Origin of the sequence: Acidovorax carolinensis, assembly GCF_002157145.1 — a bacterium.
In the GTDB taxonomy this organism is placed as follows: Bacteria; Pseudomonadota; Gammaproteobacteria; order Burkholderiales; family Burkholderiaceae_C; genus Acidovorax; species Acidovorax carolinensis.
In genome coordinates, this window is the sequence record NZ_CP021361.1 from 3,830,501 (window position 1) to 3,852,800 (window position 22,300).

The following is a 22,300-nucleotide window of genomic DNA, read 5'->3' on the forward strand; positions in this document are numbered from 1 at the left end:
TATGGATCACAGCCCGAACCACGCAAGTCAACCCGCCGCACTGCGCGCAGTCACGCTGGCTGCCGCCATCTGGGCGCTCGCCGGCTGCGCCTCGATGGCGCCACCCCCAGAAACGCCGGCCCTGCCGGTGCCCGCGCATTACGCCATGTCCGCGCCAGACGAGGGCACCCCGGCCGCCACCACCAGCTGGCGCGACTATTTCACCGACCCGCGCCTGCAGACCCTGATTGCCCAGGCACTGGAGAACAACCGCGACCTGCGCGCCACTGCGCTGCGCGTGCAGGAGGCCCGGGCCGCCTATGGCATCCAGCGCGCCGATCTGCTGCCCGCCATCGGCGCCCAGGCCGGCATGGACCGCTCACGCGTGCCGGCCGACCTGAACCTCACCCGCCAGCCCCTGCTCGGCAGCCAGTACCAGGTGGGGCTGGGCCTGGCCAGCTGGGAAATCGACTTCTGGGGCCGGGTGCGCAGCCTGAGCAATGCGGCCCTGGAAAACTACCTGGCCACCGATGCGGCCCGCCACGCCGTCACGCTGGGCCTGATCGCCCAGGTTGCCCAAAGCGATCTGGCGCTGCGGGAGCTGGAGGAGCGCCTGGTGCTGGCGCACCAGGCCATCGCCAGCCGAAAGGAAAGCCTGCGCATCTTCCAGCGGCGCGTGGACGTCGGCTCCGCATCGCGGCTGAATCTGACCCAGGTGCAAACGCTGCTCACCCAGGCCCAGGCACTGGGTGCACAACTGATACAGGCGCGCGCGCAACAGGCCAACGCACTGGCGCTGCTGGTCGGCGCTACGGTGGAGCCAGCGCCCAACGCGCGCCTCGATGAAGTGCACCTGCCGCCGCTGCGCGCGGGCCTGCCCTCCGACCTGCTGGTGCAGCGCCCGGACATCATGGCGGCCGAGCACCAGCTCAGGGCGGCCCGGGCGCAGATCGGCGCAGCGCGTGCGGCGTTTTTCCCGCGCGTGGCCCTCACGGGCTCGCTGGGCACCGCCAGCGCCGAACTGGGTGGCCTGTTCGACAGCGGCAGCCAGGCCTGGACGTTTTCGCCCAGCATTTCGCTGCCCCTGTTCAACGGCGGGCGCCTGCGCAACAACCTCAACCTGACCGAGGTACGCCGCGACATTGCCGTGGCCAACTACGAAAAAACCGTGCAGGGCGCGTTCCGCGATGTGTCCGACGCGCTGGTGGCGCGCCAGTCTCTGGCGGGCCAGCTGGCGATTGCCCAGAATGCGCGGGCCGCCCAAAGCGAGCGCGCACGCCTGTCCCAGTTGCGCTACGACCATGGCGCCGCCGCGTTCCTGGAAGTGCTGGATGCCCAGCGCGACCTGCTGGTGGCCGAGCAACAGGTGGTGCAGATGCGCCGTGCCCTGCTGTCCAGCCAGGTGAGCCTGTATGCCGCGCTCGGTGGTGGCGCGCTGGCCGCGCCCGCCACCGACTTCACGCCAACACGTCCCGCCCCCTGAGCCAGACCCTTTCAAGCACCATGAACTCCACCCTCAAGAACCGGCTGATTTTCCTGGCCATTGCGGTCGCCGTGTTGGCCGCAGGCGCCTACACCTGGACCACGCTGCGCCCACAGGACCCCGGCGACAGCCTTGTCAGCGGCAATGGCCGCATCGAGGCCACCGAAATCGACGTGGCGGCCAAGCTGGGCGGCCGCGTGCAGAGCATTGTGGTGAAGGAGGGTGAGTTCGTCACCGCCGGCCAGACCCTGGCCCACATGCAGATCGACACGCTCGAAGCCTCACGCGATGAAGCCAGGGCACGCCAGCAACAGGCTGTGGCCGCCGTAGCCAGCGCCCAGGCCCAGGTGGCCGTACGCGAAAGCGACCGCCAGGCCGTGCTGGCACTGGTGGCGCAGCGCCAGAGCGAGCTCGATGCGGCGCAGCGGCGCCTGGCACGCTCGCAGACGCTGGTGCGCGAAGGCGCCTCGTCGGACCAGGAAGTGGATGACGACCGCGCCCGCGAACGCAGCCTGCAGGCGGCCGTGGTGGCGGCCAAGGCCCAGGCCGATGCCGCCCAGGCCGCCATCACCGCGGCACGCACCCAGGTGGCCAGCGCGCGCGCCGCAGTAACGGCTGCAGAAGCCTCGGTGGCGCGCATCAAGGCCGACATCGACGACAGCGCGCTGGTTGCCCCGCGCAGTGGCCGCGTGCAATACCGCATTGCCCAGCCCGGCGAGGTGATCGGCGGCGGCGGCAAGGTGCTCAATCTGGTGGACCTGTCCGATGTCTACATGACGTTTTTCCTGCCTGAAACCGTGGCCGGCAGGCTGGCGCTGGGCAGCGAGGTGCGCATCGTGCTCGATGCGGCGCCGCAGCTCGTGATTCCGGCCCGGGTGTCGTTCGTGGCCAGCACCGCGCAATTCACCCCCAAGACCGTGGAAACCGCCAGCGAGCGGCAAAAGCTGATGTTCCGCGTCAAGGCGCAGATTGCGCCCGAATTGCTGCAAAAGCATGTGCAGCTGGTCAAGACCGGTTTGCCCGGCATGGCCTGGCTCAAGCTCGACGCCAACGCGCCCTGGCCGGCCCATCTCGCCGTGAAGCTGCCGGAGTAAAGCGTGGCAGCAGCTTCCCCCTGCGTGGCCCAGCTGGCCGATGTAGGCCTGCGCTATGGCAAGACCGTGGCGCTGGCGGGCATCCACCTGGACCTGCCGGCCCAGCGCATGGTCGGGCTCATCGGGCCGGACGGCGTGGGCAAATCCAGCCTGCTGGCACTGTTGGCGGGCTCCCGGGCGCTGCAGCAGGGCAGCCTGCAGGTGCTGGGCGGCGACATGCGCAGCAAGCAGCACCGCAATGCGGTCTGCCCGCGCATTGCCTACATGCCGCAAGGGCTGGGGAAAAACCTGTACCCCACGCTGTCGGTGGAAGAAAACCTGCAGTTCTTCGCCCGCCTGTTTGGTCACAACGCAGCCGAGCGGCGCCGGCGCATCGATCACCTCACGCACAGCACCGGTCTGCAGCCCTTTCTGGCGCGCCCGGCAGGCAAGCTTTCGGGTGGCATGAAGCAAAAGCTGGGGCTTTGCTGCGCACTGATCCACGACCCCGACCTGCTGATCCTGGACGAACCCACCACCGGCGTGGATCCGCTGGCGCGTGCCCAGTTCTGGGATTTGATTGCCAGCATCCGCCTGGAGCGCCCGCAGATGAGCGTGGTGGTGGCCACCGCCTACATGGACGAAGCCCAGCGCTTTGACTGGCTGGTGGCCATGGACGATGGCCAGGTGCTGGCCACCGGCACACCCCACGAATTGCTGGAACGCACCGGCACCCGCAACCTCGAGGCCGCCTTCATCGGGCTGCTGCCCGAGGCAAAAAAACGCGGCCACCAGCCCGTGGAAATCACGCCGCTGGCGCTCGGCGACGACGCGCAGGTCGCCATCGAGGCGCGGGGCCTGACCATGCGCTTTGGCGACTTCGTGGCCGTAGACCACGTGGACTTTCGCATCCGACGCGGCGAGATTTTCGGTTTTCTCGGCTCGAACGGCTGCGGCAAATCCACCACCATGAAGATGCTGACCGGGCTCTTGCCAGCCAGCGAGGGCGAGGCCTGGCTGTTTGGCCAGAAGGTGGACCCCAAAGATATCGAAACCCGCCGCCGCGTGGGCTACATGTCGCAGGCGTTCTCGCTGTATGGCGAGCAGACCGTGCGGCAGAACCTGGTGCTGCACGCGCGCCTGTTCCATGTGCCCGAGGCCCAGGTGCAGGGGCGCGTGCAGGCCATGGTCGAGCGCTTTGGCCTGCAGGACGAAATTGACAGCCTGCCCGACGCCCTGCCTCTGGGGCTGCGCCAGCGCCTGTCTCTGGCGGTGGCCATGGTGCACCAGCCCGAACTGCTGATCCTGGACGAACCCACCTCGGGCGTGGACCCGGTGGCGCGCGACAATTTCTGGCGCCTGCTGATCGAGCTGTCGCGGCGCGACCAGGTGACCATCTTCATCTCCACCCATTTCATGAACGAGGCCGAGCGTTGCGACCGCATCTCGCTGATGCACGCCGGCAAGGTGCTGGTCAGTGCCAGGCCGACAGACATCGCCACCCAGCGCGGCGCCGGCTCGCTGGAGCAGGCCTTCATTGCCTACCTCGAGGACGCCTCGGGCACCCGGCGTGCCGTGCCCGCCGAAGGCACGCCAGTGCCTGCAGCGCCTGCGCCCACACCGCACAGCGAGCCCGCCTCCGCGCCAGCAGGTCGCCACCGAGGTTTCTTCAGCCTGGGCCGCGCCCTGAGCTACATGTGGCGTGAAACGCTGGAGCTACGGCGCGACCCGGTGCGCGCCACGCTGGCGCTGCTGGGCACCGCCCTGCTGATGTTCATCATTGGCTACGGCATCAGCATGGACGTCGAAGACCTCAGCTATGCCGTGCTGGACCAGGACCAGACCACGCTGAGCCAAAACTACACGCTCAACCTCGCAGGCTCGCGCTACTTCATCGAAAAGCCGCCCCTTCGCAGCCACGCAGAGCTGGACCAGCGCATGCGCAGTGGCGAGCTGGCCCTGGCCATCGAGATTCCGCCCGGCTTTGCGCGCGACCTGCAGCATGGCCGATCGGTGCAGGTGGCCGCCTGGGTCGATGGCGCCATGCCCATGCGCGCGGAAACCGTGCGCGGCTACGTCGGCGCCATGCACCAGATGTGGCTGGCCGACCAGGCCAAACACCGGCTGGGCGTGCGGCTGGCGGCGGCCAGCTCGGTTGAGACCCGCTTTCGCTACAACCCCGATGTGAAAAGCCTTCCCGCCATGGTGCCGGCCGTGATTCCGCTGCTGCTGATGCTGATACCCGCCATGCTCACGGCGCTGTCGGTGGTGCGCGAAAAGGAGCTGGGCTCGATCATCAACCTCTATGTCACGCCCGTCACGCGGGCCGAGTTCCTGCTGGGCAAGCAGTTGCCCTACATCGTGCTGGCCATGTTCAACTTCCTGCTCATGACTGCGATGGCCGTCATGGTGTTCGACGTGCCGCTCAAGGGCAGCTTTGCCACCCTGGCGCTGGCGGCGCTGGTGTTCGTGGTGTCGTCCACGGGCATTGGCCTGCTGGCCTCTACCTTTACGCGCAGCCAGATTTCGGCGATGTTTGTCACCATGATCGGCACCCTGATCCCGTCCATCCAGTATGCGGGGCTGATCAACCCGGTGTCCTCACTCGAAGGCGTGGGCGCCTTGGTTGGCCGCATTTTTCCGGCCACGCATTTCCTGACCATCAGCCGGGGCGTTTTCAGCAAGGCGCTGGACCTGGGAAGCCTGCTGCCTTCGTTCTGGCCCTTGCTGATCGCAGCGCCGGTGATCGTCGGCACAGCAATCGTGCTGCTGCGAAAGCAGGAGTCCTGAGCATGCGCGCCGCTTCCCTTGCCAACGTCTGGCGACTGGGCATCAAGGAACTGTGGAGCCTGGTGCGCGACCCCATGATGCTGGTGCTGATCGTCTACACCTTCACCGTGTCGATCTACGTGGCCGCCACGGCCATGCCCGAGAGCCTGCACAAGGCCGCCATCGCCATCGTGGACGAGGACGACTCGCCCCTTTCGGCGCGCATCGTGGGCAGCTTCTATCCGCCGCAATTCATCACCCCGCGCCTGATCACGCTGGCCGAGATGGATGCCGGCATGGACAACGGCGCCTACACCTTTGTGCTCGACATCCCGCCCAACTTCCAGCGCGAGGTGCTGGCCGGGCTGGCCCCCGCAGTGCAGCTCAACGTGGACGCCACGCGCATGAGCCAGGCGTTCACCGGCAGCGGCTTTATCCAGCAGATCGTGGCGGGCGAGGTCAACGAGTTCGTGCAACGCCATCGCGGCGAAGCGCGGCTGCCGGCCGATCTGAACGTGCGCATGCGCTTCAACCCGAACCTGGAGCAAGCCTGGTTCGGCTCGCTGATGGAGATCATCAACAACGTCACCATGCTGTCCATCATCCTGACGGGCGCGGCGCTGATACGCGAGCGCGAACACGGCACCATCGAGCATTTGCTGGTCATGCCCGTGACGCCCGGCGAGATCATGCTGGCCAAGGTGTGGTCCATGGGGCTGGTGGTGCTGATCGCAGCGCTGGTGGCGCTGGTGTTCGTGGTGCAGGGCGTCCTCAGGGTGCCGGTGCAGGGCTCGGTGCTGCTGTTCATGGTGCTGTCGGCGCTGCACCTGTTTGCCACCACCTCCATGGGCATCTTCCTGGCCACCGTGGCCCGCAGCATGCCGCAGTTCGGCATGCTGCTGGTGCTGACCCTGTTGCCGCTGCAAATGCTGTCGGGCGGCGTCACGCCGCGCGAGAGCATGCCTGAATTCGTGCAACAGGTGATGCTGGCCGCGCCCACCACGCACTTTGTGGCGGGCGCGCAGGCCATCCTGTACCGCGGTGCCGGCCTCGACATGGTCTGGCCACAAATGCTGGCCATACTGGCCATTGGCGGTGTGCTCTTCACCGTCTCGCTGGGCCGTTTTCGCAAAACCATCAGCCAGATGGCCTGACCATTGACAAGATCTTCCGGAGTCCCATGCCAGAAACCCTGCCCGCTCCCCTCCCAGCGCACAGTACCGGCGACGACCTGGGCACAGTACGCAACCGCACGTTCGACGAGATCGCGGTAGGCGACACCGCCTCGTTCGAGCGCACGCTCAGCACCGAAGACATCCAGCTGTTTGCCGTGCTCTCGGGCGACGTGAACCCGCAGCACCTGGATGCGGAATACGCCGCCTCCACGCGCTTTCAGGGCGTCATTGCCCACGGCATGCTCGGCGGCGCGCTGATCTCGGCGGTGCTGGGCACGCGCCTGCCCGGCCCCGGCACCATTTATCTGGGGCAGACGCTCAAGTTCCTCGCACCCGTGCGCGTGGGGGATACCCTGCGCGTGAGCGTGACCGTGACCGTACGCGACGAGGCCAAAAAACGCCTCAAGCTCGCCTGCAGCTGCACCAACCAGGACGGCGTGGCCGTGATCAGCGGCGAAGCCGATGTGATTGCCCCCACCGAGCGCATCGAGCGCGCCCGCACCACGCTGCCCGAGGTGCGCCTGACCGTCAACGGCGACGGCCTGCACCGCCTGCTGGACCATGTGCGCCCGATGGGCGCAACCCCCATGGGGTGGTGCACCCCTGCGATGCACTGAGCCTTTCGGGTGCACTGGATGCGCGCGCGGCCGGGCTCATCACCCCGGTGCTGATTGCCCCGCGCGCGCGGATTCTGGCGGTCGCGCAAGAGAACGGCCTCGACATCTCGGGCATCGACATCGAAGACGTGCCCCACAGCCATGCCGCCGCCGCGCGCGCGGTGGAGCTGGTGGCCCAGGGGCGTGTGGAGGCCCTCATGAAAGGCAGCCTGCACACCGACGAACTCATGGCCGCCGTGGTGGCCAGCGGCACCGGCCTGCGCACCAAGCGGCGCATCAGCCACTGCTACCTGATGCAGACCCCGGCCTACCCGCGCCCCTTCATCATCACCGACGCCGCCATCAACATCGCGCCCACGCTGGACGACAAGGCCGACATCGTGCGCAACGCCATCGACCTGGCCCATGCCATCGGCGTGGCCGAGCCGCGCGTGGCCATCCTGGCGGCGGTGGAAACCATCAACCCGCACATGCCGGCCACGCTGGACGCAGCCGCGCTGTGCAAGATGGCCGACCGCGGCCAGATCACCGGCGCCCTGCTCGACGGGCCGCTGGCCTTCGACAACGCTGTGTCGATGGCAGCCGCACACACCAAGGGCATCGTCTCCGAGGTCGCGGGCCGGGCCGACATTCTGGTGGTGCCCGACCTGGAGAGCGGCAACATGCTGGCCAAGCAGCTCGAATTCATGGGCAGCGCGGCCAGCGCCGGCATTGTGCTGGGCGCGCGCGTGCCCATCGTGCTCACCAGCCGTGCCGATTCGCGCGAGACCCGCATCGCCTCGTGCGCCGTGGCCGTGCTGCTGGCGCACCGCTACAAGGTGTTGCCGCCATGAGCGACCTGGTCCTGGTGCTCAACTGCGGCTCGTCGAGCATCAAGTTCGCGCTGTTTGACGCCAGCGTGCAGCCGCTGCCGCGCCAGCCCCTGTGGAACGGCAAGGTCGAGGGCATCACCGGCCCCGCCCCCACCTTTGGCGAAACCGGCACCGTGCCCGGCCCGGTGGCGCTGGACAGTGCCCAGCCCTACCATGCCGCTCTGGAGCACATCCGTGCGCGTGTGCTGGCCCGCCTGGGCAGCCACCGCATCGCCGCCGTGGCGCACCGCGTGGTGCACGGCGGCGCCAAATACTTCGACCCGGTGCGCGTGGACGCTGCCGTGCTGGCAGACCTCAAAACCTACATCCCGCTGGCGCCGTTGCATCAGCCGTTTGCGCTCGAAGCCATCGAGACGCTGCTGGCCACGGCGCCCAGCCTGCCCCAGGTGGCCTGCTTTGACACGGCCTTCCACCACACGCTGCCCGATGTCGAGAAAATGCTGCCCCTGCCCTACGACGCATGGGAGCGCGGCCTGCGCCGCTATGGCTTTCACGGCCTGTCGTACGAATTCATGTCGGTCGCGCTGGCCGAACGCTATGGCGATGCCGCGCGCGGCCGCACCATCGTCGCCCACCTGGGCAGCGGCGCCAGCCTGTGCGCCATGCAGGGGCTGCGCAGCGTGGCCACCACCATGGGCTTTTCGGCGCTTGACGGGCTGATGATGGGCACGCGCTGCGGCGCGCTCGACCCCGGCGCCGTGCTGTATCTGATGGAGATCGAAAAGCTCACGCTCGAACAGGTGGGCCATGTGCTCTACCACGAGTCGGGGCTGCTGGGCCTGTCGGGCGTGTCGTCCGACCCGCGCGTGCTGCTGCAGCAAGAGGCCGGCAACGAACGCGTGCAGGCCGCGCTGGCGCTGTATGTGCGGCGCATCGTGCGCGAGATCGGTGCCATGGCCGCCGTGCTGGGCGGGCTGGACATGCTGGTTTTTACCGCCGGCATTGGCGAGCACAATGCCGTTCTGCGCGAGCGCATCTGCCGCGATCTGGCCTTCCTGGGCGTGGCGCTGGATGCCGACGCCAACGCGCTGAACGCGCCCGTCATATCCCCCGCCGCCAGCCGCGTGCAGGTGGCGGTGGAGCCCACCAACGAAGAGTGGATTGCCGCCTGGCGCACCCTCTCGCTGGTCGGCTTGCCCAGCCACTGAAATCACCCTTTCACTTTCGCCAAGAGTTCCCCATGTACGAAAAAATCCTGGTTCCCTTCGACGGCAGCCCGACCTCTGAACAAGCCCTGAAAGAAGCCGCCGGCCTGGCGCTGAAATTGGGGGCGCAGGTGCGCCTGCTGCACATCATCGATCCGCTGACGCACGCGGTCGGCTTTGTGCGCCCCGAGGTCTATCGGAGCGACTTCCTCCCCGCCGCCATGAAAGGCGCCGAGACCATGCTGCGCACGGCCTGCGATCAGCTCACCGCGCAAGGCATCCAGGCCGAAATCCGCCTGCTGGAAAACCTGGACGCCCAGGTGGCAACGCTCGTGATCGATGAAGCCCGGCAATGGGGCGCCCGCCTGATCGTGCTGGGCACCCAGGGACGGCGGGGCCTGGCGCGCATGTTCCTGGGCAGCGACGCCGAGCAGATTGCGCGCACCGCCCCCGTGCCGGTGCTGCTGGTGCGCCTGCCTGCCGACGTACAGTCTGCCGCGTCCGCCTGAGCGCGCAGCAGCGGGGCCGGCGCGGGCAATCCGGGGTGATATGGGTGATGGGGGCAATGCGGGTAATGGGGGCAACGTGGCTGCTAGCATCCCCTCTCCTGATGCAACGCCCCGGAGTTCCTGCGTGATCCCTACCCCATCTGGCGCCCCCGCGACCCGGTCGATGTGACCGATGCCACGCCGCGTGCCCCGGCACGCCGCCGCCGGCGCGGCGCCCCACCGCCGCTTTCATGCTGCAGCACCCGGCGCACTGCATTGCGCTGGGCTTTGGCGCGGGCCTGAGCCCCAAGGCGCCGGGCACCGTGGGCACCCTGTGGGCCTGGCTGGCCTTTCTGGTGCTGCAGCACTGGCTGGGCACGCAGCAAATGGGCCTGCTGATCGGCGCGGGCACGCTGGTGGGCTGGTGGGCCTGCACCGTCACCGCGCGGCACATGGGTGTATCCGACCCTGGCAGCATCGTCTGGGACGAGGTCGTGGCCTTCTGGCTGGTGCTGTGGCTGGCCATGCCCATGGGGCTGTGGGGCCAGGCCGTAGCGTTTGCCCTGTTTCGCTACTTTGACGCCGCCAAACCCGGGCCCGTGGGCTGGGCCGATCAGCTGTTCAAGGGCTTTGGCTGGCGCGGCGGCTGGGGCATCTTGTTCGACGACTTTGTGGCGGCGTTCTGCACGCTGCTGGTGATCGCGGTGTGGAGGTTCTTCTGGTGAGCCCTCCACCACTATCAAAAAATGAGCTGCCAGCGCTTGATACACAAGCGCCAGAGGCCATTTTGATGGATATTTCAGGCCAGCTGCTGGCGCGCGGCTGGATGCTGGCCACCGCCGAAAGCTGCACCGGCGGCATGATCGCCGCCGCCTGCACCGACCTGGCGGGCTCCAGCCAGTGGTTCGAGCGCGGCTTTGTCACCTATTCCAACGCCGCCAAGACCGAGATGCTGGGCGTGCCCGCCCCGCTGATAGAGCAGCACGGCGCCGTCAGCGAGCCCGTGGCCCGCGCCATGGCCGAAGGCGCCGTGGCGCACGCGCACGCCCAGGTGGCGCTGGCCGTGACCGGCGTGGCCGGCCCCACGGGCGGCAGCGCCGACAAGCCCGTGGGCACGGTGTGGTTTGGCTGGCGCGCGAACGGGCGCACCACCAGCGAGCGCCAGCTGTTCGCCGGCAACCGCGCCCAGGTGCGCGCCGCAACGCTGCGGCACGGCCTGCAGCGGCTGGCGCAATTGCTGCGCGCCTGATGCGGCGGGCGCCCAAAGCGGGGCGCAGCCATGCACCCGGCTCGAGCCCCCAGCCTGTGCTCAGGACGGGGTGGCGCCCAGGCGGTCGATCAGCACCGCGCTGGCGGTGTTCAGCTCCACAACCTCCACGGTGCAACCGTGGTGGCGCAGGCGCTCCACCACCTTCTCCAGGGCGGCCACCGCAGTGATGTCCCAGAAATGCGCCTGGGCCACGTCGATGCGCACGGGCCTGTGCTCGGCGGAAAGAATGTCGAAGGCCTCGATAAAAGCATCGGCCGAGGCAAAAAACACCTGCCCCCGCACCCGCCAGGTGCGCAGGCCCGAGGCGGCGTCGTCCTCGCTGCGCACTTCGAGCATGTGTGAGACCTTGACCGCAAAGAACACGCCACTGAGCACAACGCCCACCAGCACACCGGCGGCCAGATTGTGGGTGGCGATCGTCACCGCCATGGTGGCCAGCGTGACAGCGCTGGACAGGCGAGGGTGACGCACCAGGGTGCGCAGGGATTTCCAGTCGAAGGTTTCGACCGACACCATCACCATGATCGCCACCAGGGCGATCACCGGCACCTGCGAGACCCAGGGCTTGAGCAGCACCATCAGCACCAGCAGGAACACGCCGGCAAACAGGGTGGACAGTCGACCGCGCCCGCCATATTTCACATTGCCGACCGCCTGGCCGATCATTCCGCAACCGGCAATACCGCCAAACAGGCTGGCCGCCACATTGGCCACGCCCAGGCCCGTGCATTCGCGATTTTTGTCGCTGGGGGTGTCGGTCATTTCATCGACCACCGCCGCCGTCAGAACCGACTCCAACAGGCCCACCATGGCAATCGCCATGGCTGGCAGGGCGATGATGCGCAGCGTTTCCCAGGCGATGGGCACCTCGGGCAGCGCGAACATGGGCAAGGAGTCGGGCAACTTGCCCAGGTCGCCCACAGTGGCCACCGGCAGGCCCAGGCTGGCCACCAGCACGGTGAGCACCAGCACGCAGACCAGCGGCGGCGGAATCACCGTGAAGGCCTTGCCCAGCCAGGGCAGACCATAAATCAGCGCCAGGCCCAGCGCCAGCAGGGCCCAGGTGGCCGGGTTGGCGCCGCTCAGGTGCGGCAGCTGGGCCGCAAAAATCAGCACCGCCAACGCGTTCACAAAACCGGTGCGTACCGAGCTGGAGACAAAGCGCACCAGCACCCCCAGACGCATTGCACCAAACAGGATTTGCACCAGCCCCGCGAGCAGGCCCGCCGCCAGCAGGTAGCCCAGCCCATGCGAAGCCATCAGCGGCGCAGCCACCAGCGCCACCGAGCCGGCTGCCGCAGACACCATGGCCGGCCGCCCACCAAAAAAGGCGATCACGATGCTGATGACGAACGAGGCAAACAACCCCACCGACGGGTCCACACCCGCGACAAAGGAGAACGCAATCACCTCGGGGATCAGCGCAAACGTGGCCACCGCCCCGGCGAGCAGTTCACGCGGAATGCTGGGCGCCCATTCGGCGCGCAGGCGTTGGAGTGACAAATCAGCCATGGCAAACATTCAGAACTTCAAACAAAAAACCGCTTGACCCCAATGGAATCAAGCGGCGGTTGCTATTGACTCAATAGCAAACAAACATCTCGGCTGGGAGGGCGCAAAGGGACTCGTGAGAGGGCTTTCTTGCTCAGAGGCTGAGAATGAATTGGCCGTGCCCGAGAGGTGCGCAAAAACGCACCCAATCGAGGCGCAAAACGCAGCCATAGCTCGGGCTATGGCGAGTATTTGCAACGATGAGTGGGGGTGTTTTGGCGTGCAAAGCGGGCATGGGGAATTTTTTTCTCAGCCTCTCAGGCCCCGTGGCACTTCTTGAATTTTTTGCCGCTGCCGCACCAGCAGGGTTCGTTGCGGCCGGGTTCGGGCAGCTTGCGCACGGTTTCGATGCGCGGGCCCAGGCTTTTCCACAGCTGGCGCAGGTCGTACACGGCCCAGATGGCTTCGCCAAAGGTTTCCACGCGGGCCTGGCTGGTGCTGGGCGGGCCGTCCTCGCTGAACATGCAGACCTCGGGCTTGCCGGTGTCGTCCTCGGTCAGGGCGACGATGCTGTCGAGCGCATCGTCGAGCCACTTGGCGGCTTCCTTGTCGCGCGGGGCGGCCCAGTCTTCGGGCCAGTTTTCCACGGCGAACATGAAGCCCAGCGCCCACACCTGGCCAAACGAGGGTATCTCCTGGCCGGCCATTTCGGCGCGCTGGTCTTCGGGCAGGCTGGCCACGGCGCCGCGCATGTCCATGGCCTCGGGCTGGAAGGTGCGGTCGTCGTCCAGCGTTTCGACCGGGGCGTCGAGCTGCGCCTCGACCTCGTTCCAGCGGCGCATCCACAGCTCGATGAACCGCGCCTGCTGGGCCGCATCGGCAAACGCCGGCAGCAAGGGCAGCGCCTCGCCTTCGGCCAGATCGATGGCCGAGCCATCGCCCAGCAGCATGGGCAGGTATTCCGACGGCGGGATGGGGCGGCGGCTGCAGATCAGCGCCGTCAAAAAGCCGTCGCAGAACTCCCACTGCGGAATTTCTTCGCCCCGCGTGCGCAGGTCATCGAGCAGCGTGTCGATCTCGTCCAGTTCATCGGGGCCCAGGGCCGGTGCGGCCGATGCGGCGGCGGCGTCAGAGGGTTCTTGGTGGGGGGTGTTCATAGCGGGGCTCCAGTCGGCGGGGCCACAGGGCCTGGATGCTGTCCATGGCCCCTGGCAAAGGCGGCCAGTGTAGCCGCCCGGGGGAGCGACAAGTCAAGTCATCTGCACGGCAGCACGCATGGCAGCCGTGCGCCCCAGCGAAACCTCGGCACACCCGCTTGCTTCAAAAACAATAGCTGTAGCCGCTTGCGCACCCAGCGCCAGCAGCCTTTTTTGCATGCAAAGAACCGCCTTGTCCTTGCTGAGCAGGATGGCGCGGTGGGCCACGGCCAGGTCGATGAAGTGCTGGTCGTCGGCGTCCTTGCAAACGGCCGACACGCGCGGCGCCACATCCACCCAGCGCACCTGGGCCTCGTAGGACTGCAGCAGCGCGCCGGCAGTCAGCCCATAAAACGCCAGCCGCGGCACGATTTGCGGATAGGCCAGCACGCGCGCGAGTTCGTCGCGCATGGCTGGCGTAGCCACCCAGCACAGCCGCTGGGCGTCGAGCAGCGTGCGCACAGGCGCCACGGCCGCGTCGGCAAACACCAGCAGGTCGAGCACGATGTTGGTATCGAGCACCAGCGCGCGCGCCTCGGCATCGGCTGCGCCACGTTCGGGCAGCGGCAATACGCAGCGCGGGGCTTAGCCGCCATGGGCCTTGGGTGTGGCGGGTGCAGCGCCGTCGCGCGGCGCACGCACCGAGCCCTTGACCATGTCGAAGCGGAACAGGCGGCATTCGATGGGGCCGTTCCACATCGGCACGCGGCGCGACTCTTTGAGGCGCATCTTGCCGGGCAGCTTGAGGTCGGGCGTGAGCATCCAGGCCTGCCAGCCGGCATAGTTCTTTTTCCAGTGCGCGGCCAGCTGGCTGAAGAATTCGCCGCCATCGTCGGTGTGCGCGGCTTCGCGGCCCACACTGGCGCCCAGGGCGCGCTCGGCCGCGCGCTCATTGGCGTTCTGCCCGGCGGTGCCAGCAGCGGCAATGCGCTCGCCATAGGGCGGGTTGAGCAGCATCACGCCGGGCTGCTCGCAGGGCGGCATGCGCTGCAGGGCATCGCCGCCGCGCAGCTGCACCGCATCGGCCACCCCGGCGCGCTCGGCATTGCGCTGCGCAAAATCGACCATGCGGTGGGCCACATCACTGCCAAATAGGGGCACAGCGCTTTTCTGGATTGCGCTTTCAGCTTCGATTTTGATAGCACTCCAGACATGCGTCTGGAACGGTAGCATCTTCTCGAACGCAAAGCGGCGCAACATGCCCGCCGGGATGCGGCAGGCGATCTGCGCGGCCTCGATGGCGATGGTGCCGCTGCCGCAGCAGGGGTCGTACAGCGGCACCGGGTGGTCGCCCAGCGGGTCCCAGCCGCTCGCAGCAATCATGGCGGCGGCCAGGGTTTCCTTCAGCGGCGCGTCGCCCTTGTCCTCGCGCCAGCCGCGCTTGAACAGCGGCTCGCCCGAGGTGTCGATGTAGATCGTGGCCTCGTCGGTGGTCAGGTGCAGGTGGATGCGCACGTCCGGCCACTGCGTGTTCACGTCGGGGCGCACGCCGGTCTTGGCGCGAAAGCGGTCGGCCACGGCGTCCTTGACCTTGAGGCCCGCGAAATTCAGGCTCTGCAGCGGGCTGTGCTGGGCCGTCACTTCGACCTTGAAGGTCTGGCGCGTGGTGAACCAGATCTCCCAGGCCACATCGCTGGCGGCGGCATACAGGTCGTTTTCAGAGCGATAGGGACGGTGCGCCAGCTGCACCAGCACGCGTTGCGCCAGGCGGCTGTGCAGGTTGAGCAGCAGCGCATCGCGCCACGACGCGCGCAGCAGCACGCCGCCCCGGCCGGTGAGCAGGTCTTGCCCCGTGAGGCCGGTGATGGCGTGCACCTCGTCGGCCAGATAGCTCTCGACGCCGGCGGCGCAGGGAAGAAAAAGTTGGAGTTGGTTCATAAGACTGGGCGAAAGGATACGCGCTCAGGCCTTGAGCAGCAGCAACTGGCGGATGGACTCGGGAATCGGCGCCACCTTGCGGTCTGCCTTGCCGATGAAGACGATGCCGATCTTGCCGCGCGCCACCTCGCGGCCCGATGTCTTCTCGGTCATGCGAAAGACGAGGTCGAAACCATAGCGGTTGAAGTCCGCTGGCGCCATCTCCACGCGCATCGTCTCGCCGTGGAAACCCTCGGACTTGTACTGCGCCACGATGTCGCCCACCACGATGGACAGGCCGCCCACGTCCGCCTCGGGGTAGCCCAGCGACTGGAAGAAGCGCACGCGCGCTTCGGACACCAACGTGAGCAGCTGTGCGTTGTCCAGGTGCCCGCCCTGGTTGACGTGGCTGATGTAGATCTGCATCTCGGTGGCAAAACCGAAATGCGGGGGAAGGTCGAAAACGATGCGGGCCATGGTGGGTACGGCGGGTAGATAAACGAAAGAATCGCACAGGGGGCGCCATGCGCCCCAAGCGGGGGTGTGCCTAGAGCGCCTTGCGCAGGTTGGCGGGCGCGATCTTGAGCGCCTCGCGGTACTTGGCCACCGTGCGGCGCGCGCACTCGATGCCCTGCTCCTTGAGCATCTCGGCGATCTGGCTGTCGGACAGCGGCTTGGCGGGGTTTTCAGCGGCGACGAACTGCTTGATCAGCGCACGCACCGCCGTGCTGGAGGCATTGCCGCCGGTCTCGGTGCCCAGGCCCGAGCCAAAGAAGTATTTGAGCTCATAGGTACCGATCGGCGTGGCCATGTACTTGGCGGTGGTCACGCGGCTGATGGTGGACTCGTGCAGGCCCAGCTCGTCGGCGATGTCGCGCAGCACCAGCGGGCGCATGGCCAGCTCGCCGTGGGTGAAAAAATTCTTCTGCCGCTCGACGATGGCGCGGGAGACGCGCAGGATGGTGTCAAAGCGCTGCTGGATGTTCTTGATGAACCAGCGCGCCTCCTGCAGGCGCTGCTGCATGCCCTGGTGGCCCTCGCCGCCCTTGTGACCGCGCAGAGCGCCGGCGTAGATGTCGTGCACGCGCAGGCGCGGCATCACGTCGGGATTGAGCTGAACGATGAAGTTGTGCTGGCCATCGCGGCCGTTGGCACGGCCCGCCTTGCGCACGATGACGTCGGGCACGATGATGTTGCGCTCGACATCGGCAAAGCGGCGGCCGGGGCGCGGCTCCAGGCGGGCAATCAGCGCCATGGCGGCGCGGGTGCGCTCCTCGCCATCGCCACACAGCTGCGTCAGGCGGCGGATGTCGCGGCGCGCCAGCATCTCCAGCGGCTGCTGGCAGATGCGCAGAGCGGTCTGCACGGTGTCGGGGTCGATCGCGCTGTTTTCATCGGCGGCCAGGGCGGTCAGCTGCAGCGTCAGGCATTCGGCCAGGTTGCGCGCGCCCACGCCCACGGGCTCCAGGCTTTGCAGCAGGCGTTGCGCCACGGTGAAACGGTGCACCAGCTCGTCGATCTGCTCCAGGTTGCCCTCGCCGGCCAGGCCCGTGGCCAGCTCTTCAAGTGGTTCTTCGAGGTAGCCATCGTCGTTCAGCGATTCGATCAGAAAACGCAGCGCGGCGCGGTCGATCTCGGACAGGCGCAGCGCCAGGGCCTGACGGTGCAGAAAGGACGTGAGCGACTCGTGCGAGCGCGCCAGCTCGGTGGCATCGGCCTCGTCGCCGTCGGAGTCGTTGCGGTTGCGGGCGGGTGCATCGCCACCCCACTCGGCATCGTTGGGCGCCATTTCCACGGTGCCGTCGCCGCTCCAGTCGGGCTCATCCGCGCTGGCGCTGGGGGTTTCAGCATCATTTTGGCCCTCAGCGCTTGTACTGCTTGCGCCAGCAGCTCCTGAATACATAGCGTCATCGGCGCTGTAGTCGTCGGCCTGCGCGGGGGTGTCGGCCGCCTCCAGGCCAAATTCCTCGCGCGGCGCTTCTTCGGCGGTGCGCTCCAGAAACGGGTTTTCATCGAGCATCTGCTCGACTTCCTGCGACAGCTCCAGCGTCGACAGCTGCAACAGCCGGATGGATTGCTGCAACTGCGGCGTGAGCGACAGGTGCTGCGAAACGCGCAGCGAAAGACCCGGTTTCATCACATCCTGAAATGTTCGCCCAGGTACACCCGACGCACCTCGGCGTTGTCAACGATTTCGGACGGAGTGCCCTGGGCCAGCACGCGACCATCGCTGATGATGAAGGCGTGGTCGCAGATGCCCAGCGTTTCGCGCACGTTGTGGTCGGTGATCAGCACGCCGATGCCGCGCGCCTTCAAAAAGCCGATGATGCGCTGGATCTCAATCACCGCGATCGGGTCGATGCCGGCAAAGGGCTCGTCGAGCAGGATGAAGCGCGGCTGGGTGGCCAGGGCACGGGCGATTTCGACCCGGCGGCGCTCACCGCCCGACAGGGCCAGGGCCGGTGATTCGCGCAGGTGGTCCACGCGCAACTCCTGCAGCAAGGCGGTGAGGCGCGCTTCAATCTCGGCCCGGGCAAGGGTTTGCCATCGTCGCCGCGCTGCAGCTCCAGCACGGCGCGCACGTTCTCCTCGACGTTCAGCTTGCGAAAGATCGACGCCTCTTGCGGCAGATAGGACAACCCCAGACGCGAACGCCGGTGGATCGGCATGTTCGCCACCGAGTGGCCATCGATGCGGATATCACCGCCATCGCAGCGCACCAGGCCAACGATCATGTAGAACGAGGTGGTCTTGCCCGCGCCATTGGGGCCAAGCAGCCCCACCACTTCGCCCTTTTGCACGACCAGGGACACGTCCTTGACGACCTTGCGGCTGCCATAGGATTTTTCGAGGTGCTCGACTTCCAGGCGGCTGCCCGCCTGGGTATCTGGGCCTTGACCTGTATTCACCGTCGCAGCACTCACTTGCTTGCACCGCCGAGCGAGTTGCTGGGACGCAGCACCGGACCGCTGGCCGCCGGCGCCGGGGCCGCAACGCCGGCAGGCTGCTCCTTGGCCGGAGACAGCACGGCGCGCACGCGTCCGCCCGGGGCGGGTGCATCGCCCGGCGCGCTTGCAGCCGACTTTTTCTGGCCATCGACCGTGAACACGTCGGTCAGGTTGTTGTAGACGATGACGGCGCCCGACACGTCATCGGTCACCACCGATTCACGATAGCGGCGCATCTCGGCGCGGGTGATGAAGCGCACGTTGTCGGCCTTGCCGTCGTACTCGATGATTTCGCTCTCGCCTTCGATGAACTCGTCGGGTGCGCCGGCCGGGGTGTCGCGCTTTTGCCGGAAGAACGCGCGCTTGCCTGGCTCGGCCGTCACCACGCCATATTGGTAGCCATCGGCATCCTGGCGCACATCGAGCCGCGCGCCCCGCAGCACGATGGAACCCTTGGTCATGACCACCCGGCCCGTGAACACACTGGTCTGCTTGAGCTCATCGTGGCGCAACGCATCGGCCTCGATGTTCATGGGCTTGTTGCGGTCGGCTTTTTCGGCAAGGCCCACGCCAGGGGCGCAGGCCAGGGCCGTCAGCAGCAGGATCGAGAGGAATCTATTTTTCATGAGGCACGAATCTTGCACGGATTGTAGCCATGCACGGGCGCTGCAGCCCATAAAAAAGCCCGCAGTCGCGGGCTTCTCGAACGGGTGGGCACTGCGGGGTCAGCCCTTGCGCGCCACGCCCGCCAGATACTCCACCACCTGCAGCACGGTCTGCATGCTGCCGGCCATGGTGCCATCGGTATAGAACCGGCCAGCAACGCCCATCGAGGGAACGCCCTCCACGCCATAGCCCTCTTGCAGCGCCGAGGCACGGCGTACCTGGCTGGCCACGGTGAAGGATGTGTAGACCTCCTTGAACTTGGCGGCGTCCACGCCCTGCTGGGCCACCCAGGCAAAGATGTCCTCGTCCTTGGCGAGCTTGAGCTTTTCGACATGGATGGCGCGGAACACCTTGGCGTGCAGCGTATCGAGTTTGCCCATGCCTTCGAGCGTGAAATACAGCTTTTGCTGCGGCACAAAGCTGGCATTGAACGCCACCGGAATGCGGCGGATGCTCAGGTCCTTGGGGGCCGCCTTGACCCAGGCATCCAGCGTGGGCTCAAAGGAATTGCAGTGCGGGCAGCTGTACCAGAAGAACTCGATCACATCCACCTTGCCGGCGGGCGCATCGGGCGTCAACGGCTTGGCGAGCTTGGTGTAGTCCTTGCCCTCCTTGAACTGGCGCGCCTGTGCCATGGCCGGCGTGGCCAGCGGCAGGGTCAGGGCGGAAGAGGCAACCACCGAAGCGGTGGACAGGGAAAACTCGCGGCGTTTCATGAAAGGGACACTCCTTGTTCTGGTCTGGGGGTGTGAGAACGCCCCCATGAAAAAGTTCAGACGATGGCGATGGACGCCGCCATCCTAGCGCTGGACACGCACCATCGCGGACTCGACGCCGGCGCTTTCCAGTTTTTCCTTCAGCTGCTCGGCATCGTCGCGCTTGGAAAAAGGGCCGACGCGCACACGGTACACGGTGCGGCCATTCTGTTCGCGCTCGCTCACGCGGGCCTCCCAGCCCAGCATGGCCAGCTTGGCGCGCTGGGCATCGGCCCCCGACTGGCTGGGGAACGCACCGGCCTGCACAAAATAATCAAACGGATCCACCGCCGCCGACCGGGCCTTGGCCAGATCGCCCAGCGGGTCCGCCGAGGGTGCCTGCTTGGTTTCGACCTTGGTGGCCGGCTTGGCGTCTGCCGTCGCAGGCTTGCTGGCGGGGGTACGCGCAGCGGTGACTTCGGCGGCCGGTGCCGCGCCATTGGGACTGGCCGAGGCGGCCGCGGCAGGGGCGGGCGGGCGCGCGGGGTTTTTGCCGTAGAGCGGCGAATTGGGGTCCCAGTTCTTGTTCTTCTGGGCTTCGGCGGCGTCCTGGTCCACGCCACGCAGGCCGCCCTTGTTCAGGAAGGGCACGGGCACCTTGGTCACATACACGGCCACGGCCAGGGCAGCGCCCAGGCCCACGATGACCCCGACAATGAAGCCGATGGTGGTGCCACCCGTCTGTTTTTTCTTCATGGTAGTAACTGCTTACATTCTGGCTGGGGCCGATACGCCCAGCACGGCCAGGCCATTGTGCAACACCCGTGCGGTGGCAGCGACCAGCGCCAGGCGCGCCTTCTTCACCACCTCGTCGTCCACCAGGATGCGCTCGGCATCGTAATAGCTGTGGTAACTGGCGGCCAGATCGCGCAGGTAAAAGGTCACATCGTGCGGCGCCTCACCGTCGGCGGCGGCGGTGAGCATCTCGGGGTATTTGGCCAGCTGCAGCATCAGCGCCTGGGCCTGCGGGCCTTCCAGGGCCGACAGATCCACATCCTTGAGCGAGGCGACATCGCCGCCACCGGCTTCTTGCCAGGCGCGCAACACCGAGCAGATGCGCGCATGCGCGTACTGCACGTAGTACACGGGGTTGTCGTTGTTCTGCGCCACGGCCAGGTCCACGTCGAAGGTGTACTCGGTGTCGGGCTTGCGGCTGAGCAGGAAGAAGCGCACCGCATCCTTGCTGGTCCACTCGATCAAATCGCGCAGCGTGACGTAGCTGCCCGCGCGCTTGCTGATCTTGACCTCTTCACCGCCCTTGACCACGCGCACCATGGTGTGCAGCACATAGTCGGGGTAGCCCTGCGGGATGCCAACGCCCGCCGCCTGCAGACCGGCGCGCACGCGGGCGATGGTGCCGTGGTGGTCGGTGCCCTGGATGTTGACGACCTTGGTGAAGCCGCGCTCCCACTTGGCGATGTGGTACGCCACGTCGGGCACGAAGTAGGTGTAGGTGCCGTCCTGCTTGCGCATGACGCGGTCCTTGTCGTCGCCGTAGTCGGTGCTCTTGAGCCACAGCGCGCCGTCCTGTTCGTAGGTCTTGCCGTTGGCGATGAGCTTGTTCACCGTGGCCTCGACGCGGCCACTGGTGTACAGGCTGGATTCGAGGTAGTACTCGTCGAACTGCAGATTGAACGCCTGCAGGTCCTTGTCCTGCTCGTTGCGCAGGTAGGCCACGGCAAACTGGCGGATGTTGTCGTAGTCCTCCACATCGCCATTGGCCGTGAACTCGCGATCGTCGGCCTTGACCGTGGCTTTGGCCTTGAAGGCTTCGGCAATGTCGGCGATGTAGTCGCCGTTGTAGAAGTTCTTGGCCAGCGGGTTCTCGCTGTCGGTGGGCCAGCAGTCGTCGCCAGGCTTGAAGCCCTTGGCGCGCAGCTGCGTGCTTTTGGTCAGCGTGTCGATCTGCACGCCCGCGTCGTTGTAATAGAACTCGCGGTGCACCTTCCAGCCTTGGGTGCTGAACAGGTTGCAGATGGCATCGCCCAGCGCCGCCTGGCGGCCGTGGCCTACGTGGAGCGGGCCGGTGGGGTTGGCCGAGACAAACTCGACCAGCACTTGCTGGCCGTTGCTGGCCTGAAAACCAAAGCGCTCGCCCGCAGCCAGCACCTCACGCACCACTTCCTGCTTGGCGGCGGGTTGGAGGCGGATGTTCAGAAAGCCCGGACCGGCGATTTCGATGGCGGACACCCAGCGCTGAAAAGCGGGCGTGGCTTCCAGTGCGGTCTTGATCTGTTCCCCCAGTGCGCGCGGGTTGAGCTTGAGGGGCTTGGCCAGCTGCATGGCCGCAGTGCAGGCAAAGTCGCCATGGGCGGCCACCTTGGGAGATTCAAATGCCGCCTTGGCGCCAGCGCCGGGAGACAGGACTTCCAGCTCGGCGGCAAGCGCAGCGAGCAATTCATTTTTGGCAGTGAGCATCGACGGATTTTACGGGGCTGCCAGCGCGGGGGCGCAGGACCTGCAACTGTGGCACGCTGGCCGTGCACCGACGGCCGATGGGCACAATAGCCCCACCG

The 22,300-nt window shown here is 67.0% G+C and carries 18 protein-coding genes and 2 pseudogenes; 9 read left to right on the plus strand and 11 right to left on the minus strand.

The annotated features are described in order from the left end of the window. Nucleotide 1 precedes the first annotated feature (1 nt). The 9 genes and pseudogenes from CBP34_RS18010 (at nucleotide 2) to CBP34_RS18050 (ending at nucleotide 10,850) form a co-directional block, all read left to right on the plus strand. A complete protein-coding gene (locus CBP34_RS18010) occupies nucleotides 2–1,462 on the plus strand; it encodes an efflux transporter outer membrane subunit (RefSeq protein ID WP_094098824.1) in 1,461 nt (486 codons plus the stop codon). Nucleotides 1,463–1,482: 20 nt separating this feature from the next. Next, a complete protein-coding gene (locus CBP34_RS18015) occupies nucleotides 1,483–2,556 on the plus strand; it encodes an HlyD family secretion protein (protein WP_094098825.1) in 1,074 nt (357 codons plus the stop codon). A gap of 3 nt (nucleotides 2,557–2,559) precedes the next feature. After that, nucleotides 2,560–5,325: a ribosome-associated ATPase/putative transporter RbbA gene (gene rbbA / locus CBP34_RS18020; protein ID WP_094098826.1), complete on the plus strand. Its 2,766-nt coding sequence runs from the start codon at nucleotides 2,560–2,562 to the stop codon at nucleotides 5,323–5,325. 2 nt (nucleotides 5,326–5,327) lie between these two features. Then, entirely contained in the window at nucleotides 5,328–6,458 is a 1,131-nt protein-coding gene (locus tag CBP34_RS18025) for an ABC transporter permease (protein WP_094098827.1), read from the plus strand. 26 nt (nucleotides 6,459–6,484) lie between these two features. Continuing rightward, nucleotides 6,485–7,929: pseudogene (locus tag CBP34_RS18030) on the plus strand (bifunctional enoyl-CoA hydratase/phosphate acetyltransferase). Further along, a complete protein-coding gene (locus CBP34_RS18035) occupies nucleotides 7,926–9,116 on the plus strand; it encodes an acetate/propionate family kinase (RefSeq protein ID WP_094098828.1) in 1,191 nt (396 codons plus the stop codon). Before CBP34_RS18030 ends, CBP34_RS18035 begins: the two are co-directional and overlap by 4 nt. 32 nt (nucleotides 9,117–9,148) lie before the next feature. Further along, nucleotides 9,149–9,622: a universal stress protein gene (locus tag CBP34_RS18040; RefSeq protein WP_094098829.1), complete on the plus strand. Its 474-nt coding sequence runs from the start codon at nucleotides 9,149–9,151 to the stop codon at nucleotides 9,620–9,622. Between the two features lie 230 nt (nucleotides 9,623–9,852). After that, complete coding sequence (locus tag CBP34_RS18045) at nucleotides 9,853–10,326, plus strand: phosphatidylglycerophosphatase A family protein (protein WP_094098830.1); 474 nt, start codon at nucleotides 9,853–9,855, stop codon at nucleotides 10,324–10,326. 65 nt (nucleotides 10,327–10,391) lie between these two features. Further along, nucleotides 10,392–10,850: a CinA family protein gene (locus tag CBP34_RS18050; protein WP_094098831.1), complete on the plus strand. Its 459-nt coding sequence runs from the start codon at nucleotides 10,392–10,394 to the stop codon at nucleotides 10,848–10,850. Nucleotides 10,851–10,910: 60 nt separating this feature from the next. On the opposite strand, the gene CBP34_RS18055 is transcribed toward CBP34_RS18050, so the two are convergent. From CBP34_RS18055 to argS, 11 genes and pseudogenes are all read right to left on the minus strand, one after another. Further along, nucleotides 10,911–12,383, minus strand: coding sequence for a SulP family inorganic anion transporter (locus CBP34_RS18055; RefSeq protein WP_094099261.1), 1,473 nt, complete (start codon nucleotides 12,381–12,383; stop codon nucleotides 10,911–10,913). 296 nt (nucleotides 12,384–12,679) lie between these two features. Then, nucleotides 12,680–13,519, minus strand: coding sequence for a UPF0149 family protein (locus tag CBP34_RS18060; RefSeq protein WP_094098832.1), 840 nt, complete (start codon nucleotides 13,517–13,519; stop codon nucleotides 12,680–12,682). A gap of 93 nt (nucleotides 13,520–13,612) precedes the next feature. Beyond that, nucleotides 13,613–14,128, minus strand: coding sequence for a putative toxin-antitoxin system toxin component, PIN family (locus CBP34_RS18065; RefSeq protein ID WP_094098833.1), 516 nt, complete (start codon nucleotides 14,126–14,128; stop codon nucleotides 13,613–13,615). A gap of 15 nt (nucleotides 14,129–14,143) precedes the next feature. Continuing rightward, on the minus strand, nucleotides 14,144–15,436 hold the full coding sequence (locus tag CBP34_RS18070) for a THUMP domain-containing class I SAM-dependent RNA methyltransferase (RefSeq protein WP_094098834.1): 1,293 nt from the start codon (nucleotides 15,434–15,436) through the stop codon (nucleotides 14,144–14,146). 24 nt (nucleotides 15,437–15,460) lie between these two features. Then, nucleotides 15,461–15,892 carry an acyl-CoA thioesterase gene (locus tag CBP34_RS18075; RefSeq protein WP_094098835.1) on the minus strand — a complete coding sequence of 144 codons (432 nt, stop codon included), beginning with the start codon at nucleotides 15,890–15,892 and terminating at the stop codon, nucleotides 15,461–15,463. Nucleotides 15,893–15,962: 70 nt separating this feature from the next. Beyond that, nucleotides 15,963–17,552, minus strand: a complete 1,590-nt coding sequence (locus tag CBP34_RS18080; protein ID WP_086913635.1) for an RNA polymerase factor sigma-54 — start codon at nucleotides 17,550–17,552, stop codon at nucleotides 15,963–15,965. Beyond that, nucleotides 17,552–18,339, minus strand: a pseudogene (gene lptB, locus CBP34_RS18085) (LPS export ABC transporter ATP-binding protein). Before lptB ends, CBP34_RS18080 begins: the two are co-directional and overlap by 1 nt. After that, the gene (gene lptA / locus CBP34_RS18090) at nucleotides 18,336–18,989 is read right to left on the minus strand and encodes a lipopolysaccharide transport periplasmic protein LptA (RefSeq protein WP_094098836.1); all 654 of its coding nucleotides are present in this window, start codon (nucleotides 18,987–18,989) and stop codon (nucleotides 18,336–18,338) included. Before lptA ends, lptB begins: the two are co-directional and overlap by 4 nt. A gap of 99 nt (nucleotides 18,990–19,088) precedes the next feature. After that, entirely contained in the window at nucleotides 19,089–19,745 is a 657-nt protein-coding gene (locus tag CBP34_RS18095; protein WP_086913638.1) for a thiol:disulfide interchange protein DsbA/DsbL, read from the minus strand. A gap of 84 nt (nucleotides 19,746–19,829) precedes the next feature. Then, nucleotides 19,830–20,480: an SPOR domain-containing protein gene (locus tag CBP34_RS18100; protein WP_086928353.1), complete on the minus strand. Its 651-nt coding sequence runs from the start codon at nucleotides 20,478–20,480 to the stop codon at nucleotides 19,830–19,832. Between the two features lie 12 nt (nucleotides 20,481–20,492). Beyond that, nucleotides 20,493–22,202, minus strand: coding sequence for an arginine--tRNA ligase (argS, locus tag CBP34_RS18105; RefSeq protein ID WP_094098837.1), 1,710 nt, complete (start codon nucleotides 22,200–22,202; stop codon nucleotides 20,493–20,495). Nucleotides 22,203–22,300: the final 98 nt, after the last annotated feature.

Excerpts from the sequence above, each read along its gene's own strand:
- CBP34_RS18100 (WP_086928353.1), bottom strand. The coding sequence starts at position 20,480 with ATGAAGAAAAAACAGACGGGTGGCACCACCATCGGCTTCATTGTCGGG.
- CBP34_RS18040 (WP_094098829.1), top strand. The coding sequence starts at position 9,149 with ATGTACGAAAAAATCCTGGTTCCCTTCGACGGCAGCCCGACCTCTGAA.
- CBP34_RS18025 (WP_094098827.1), top strand. The coding sequence starts at position 5,328 with ATGCGCGCCGCTTCCCTTGCCAACGTCTGGCGACTGGGCATCAAGGAA.
- CBP34_RS18080 (WP_086913635.1), bottom strand. The coding sequence starts at position 17,552 with ATGAAACCGGGTCTTTCGCTGCGCGTTTCGCAGCACCTGTCGCTCACG.
- CBP34_RS18070 (WP_094098834.1), bottom strand. The coding sequence starts at position 15,436 with ATGAACCAACTCCAACTTTTTCTTCCCTGCGCCGCCGGCGTCGAGAGC.
- CBP34_RS18055 (WP_094099261.1), bottom strand. The coding sequence starts at position 12,383 with ATGGCTGATTTGTCACTCCAACGCCTGCGCGCCGAATGGGCGCCCAGC.
- CBP34_RS18010 (WP_094098824.1), top strand. The coding sequence starts at position 2 with ATGGATCACAGCCCGAACCACGCAAGTCAACCCGCCGCACTGCGCGCA.
- CBP34_RS18045 (WP_094098830.1), top strand. The coding sequence starts at position 9,853 with ATGCTGCAGCACCCGGCGCACTGCATTGCGCTGGGCTTTGGCGCGGGC.
- CBP34_RS18075 (WP_094098835.1), bottom strand. The coding sequence starts at position 15,892 with ATGGCCCGCATCGTTTTCGACCTTCCCCCGCATTTCGGTTTTGCCACC.
- CBP34_RS18060 (WP_094098832.1), bottom strand. The coding sequence starts at position 13,519 with ATGAACACCCCCCACCAAGAACCCTCTGACGCCGCCGCCGCATCGGCC.
- lptA (WP_094098836.1), bottom strand. The coding sequence starts at position 18,989 with ATGAAAAATAGATTCCTCTCGATCCTGCTGCTGACGGCCCTGGCCTGC.
- CBP34_RS18015 (WP_094098825.1), top strand. The coding sequence starts at position 1,483 with ATGAACTCCACCCTCAAGAACCGGCTGATTTTCCTGGCCATTGCGGTC.
- CBP34_RS18095 (WP_086913638.1), bottom strand. The coding sequence starts at position 19,745 with ATGAAACGCCGCGAGTTTTCCCTGTCCACCGCTTCGGTGGTTGCCTCT.
- CBP34_RS18050 (WP_094098831.1), top strand. The coding sequence starts at position 10,392 with ATGGATATTTCAGGCCAGCTGCTGGCGCGCGGCTGGATGCTGGCCACC.
- argS (WP_094098837.1), bottom strand. The coding sequence starts at position 22,202 with ATGCTCACTGCCAAAAATGAATTGCTCGCTGCGCTTGCCGCCGAGCTG.
- CBP34_RS18035 (WP_094098828.1), top strand. The coding sequence starts at position 7,926 with ATGAGCGACCTGGTCCTGGTGCTCAACTGCGGCTCGTCGAGCATCAAG.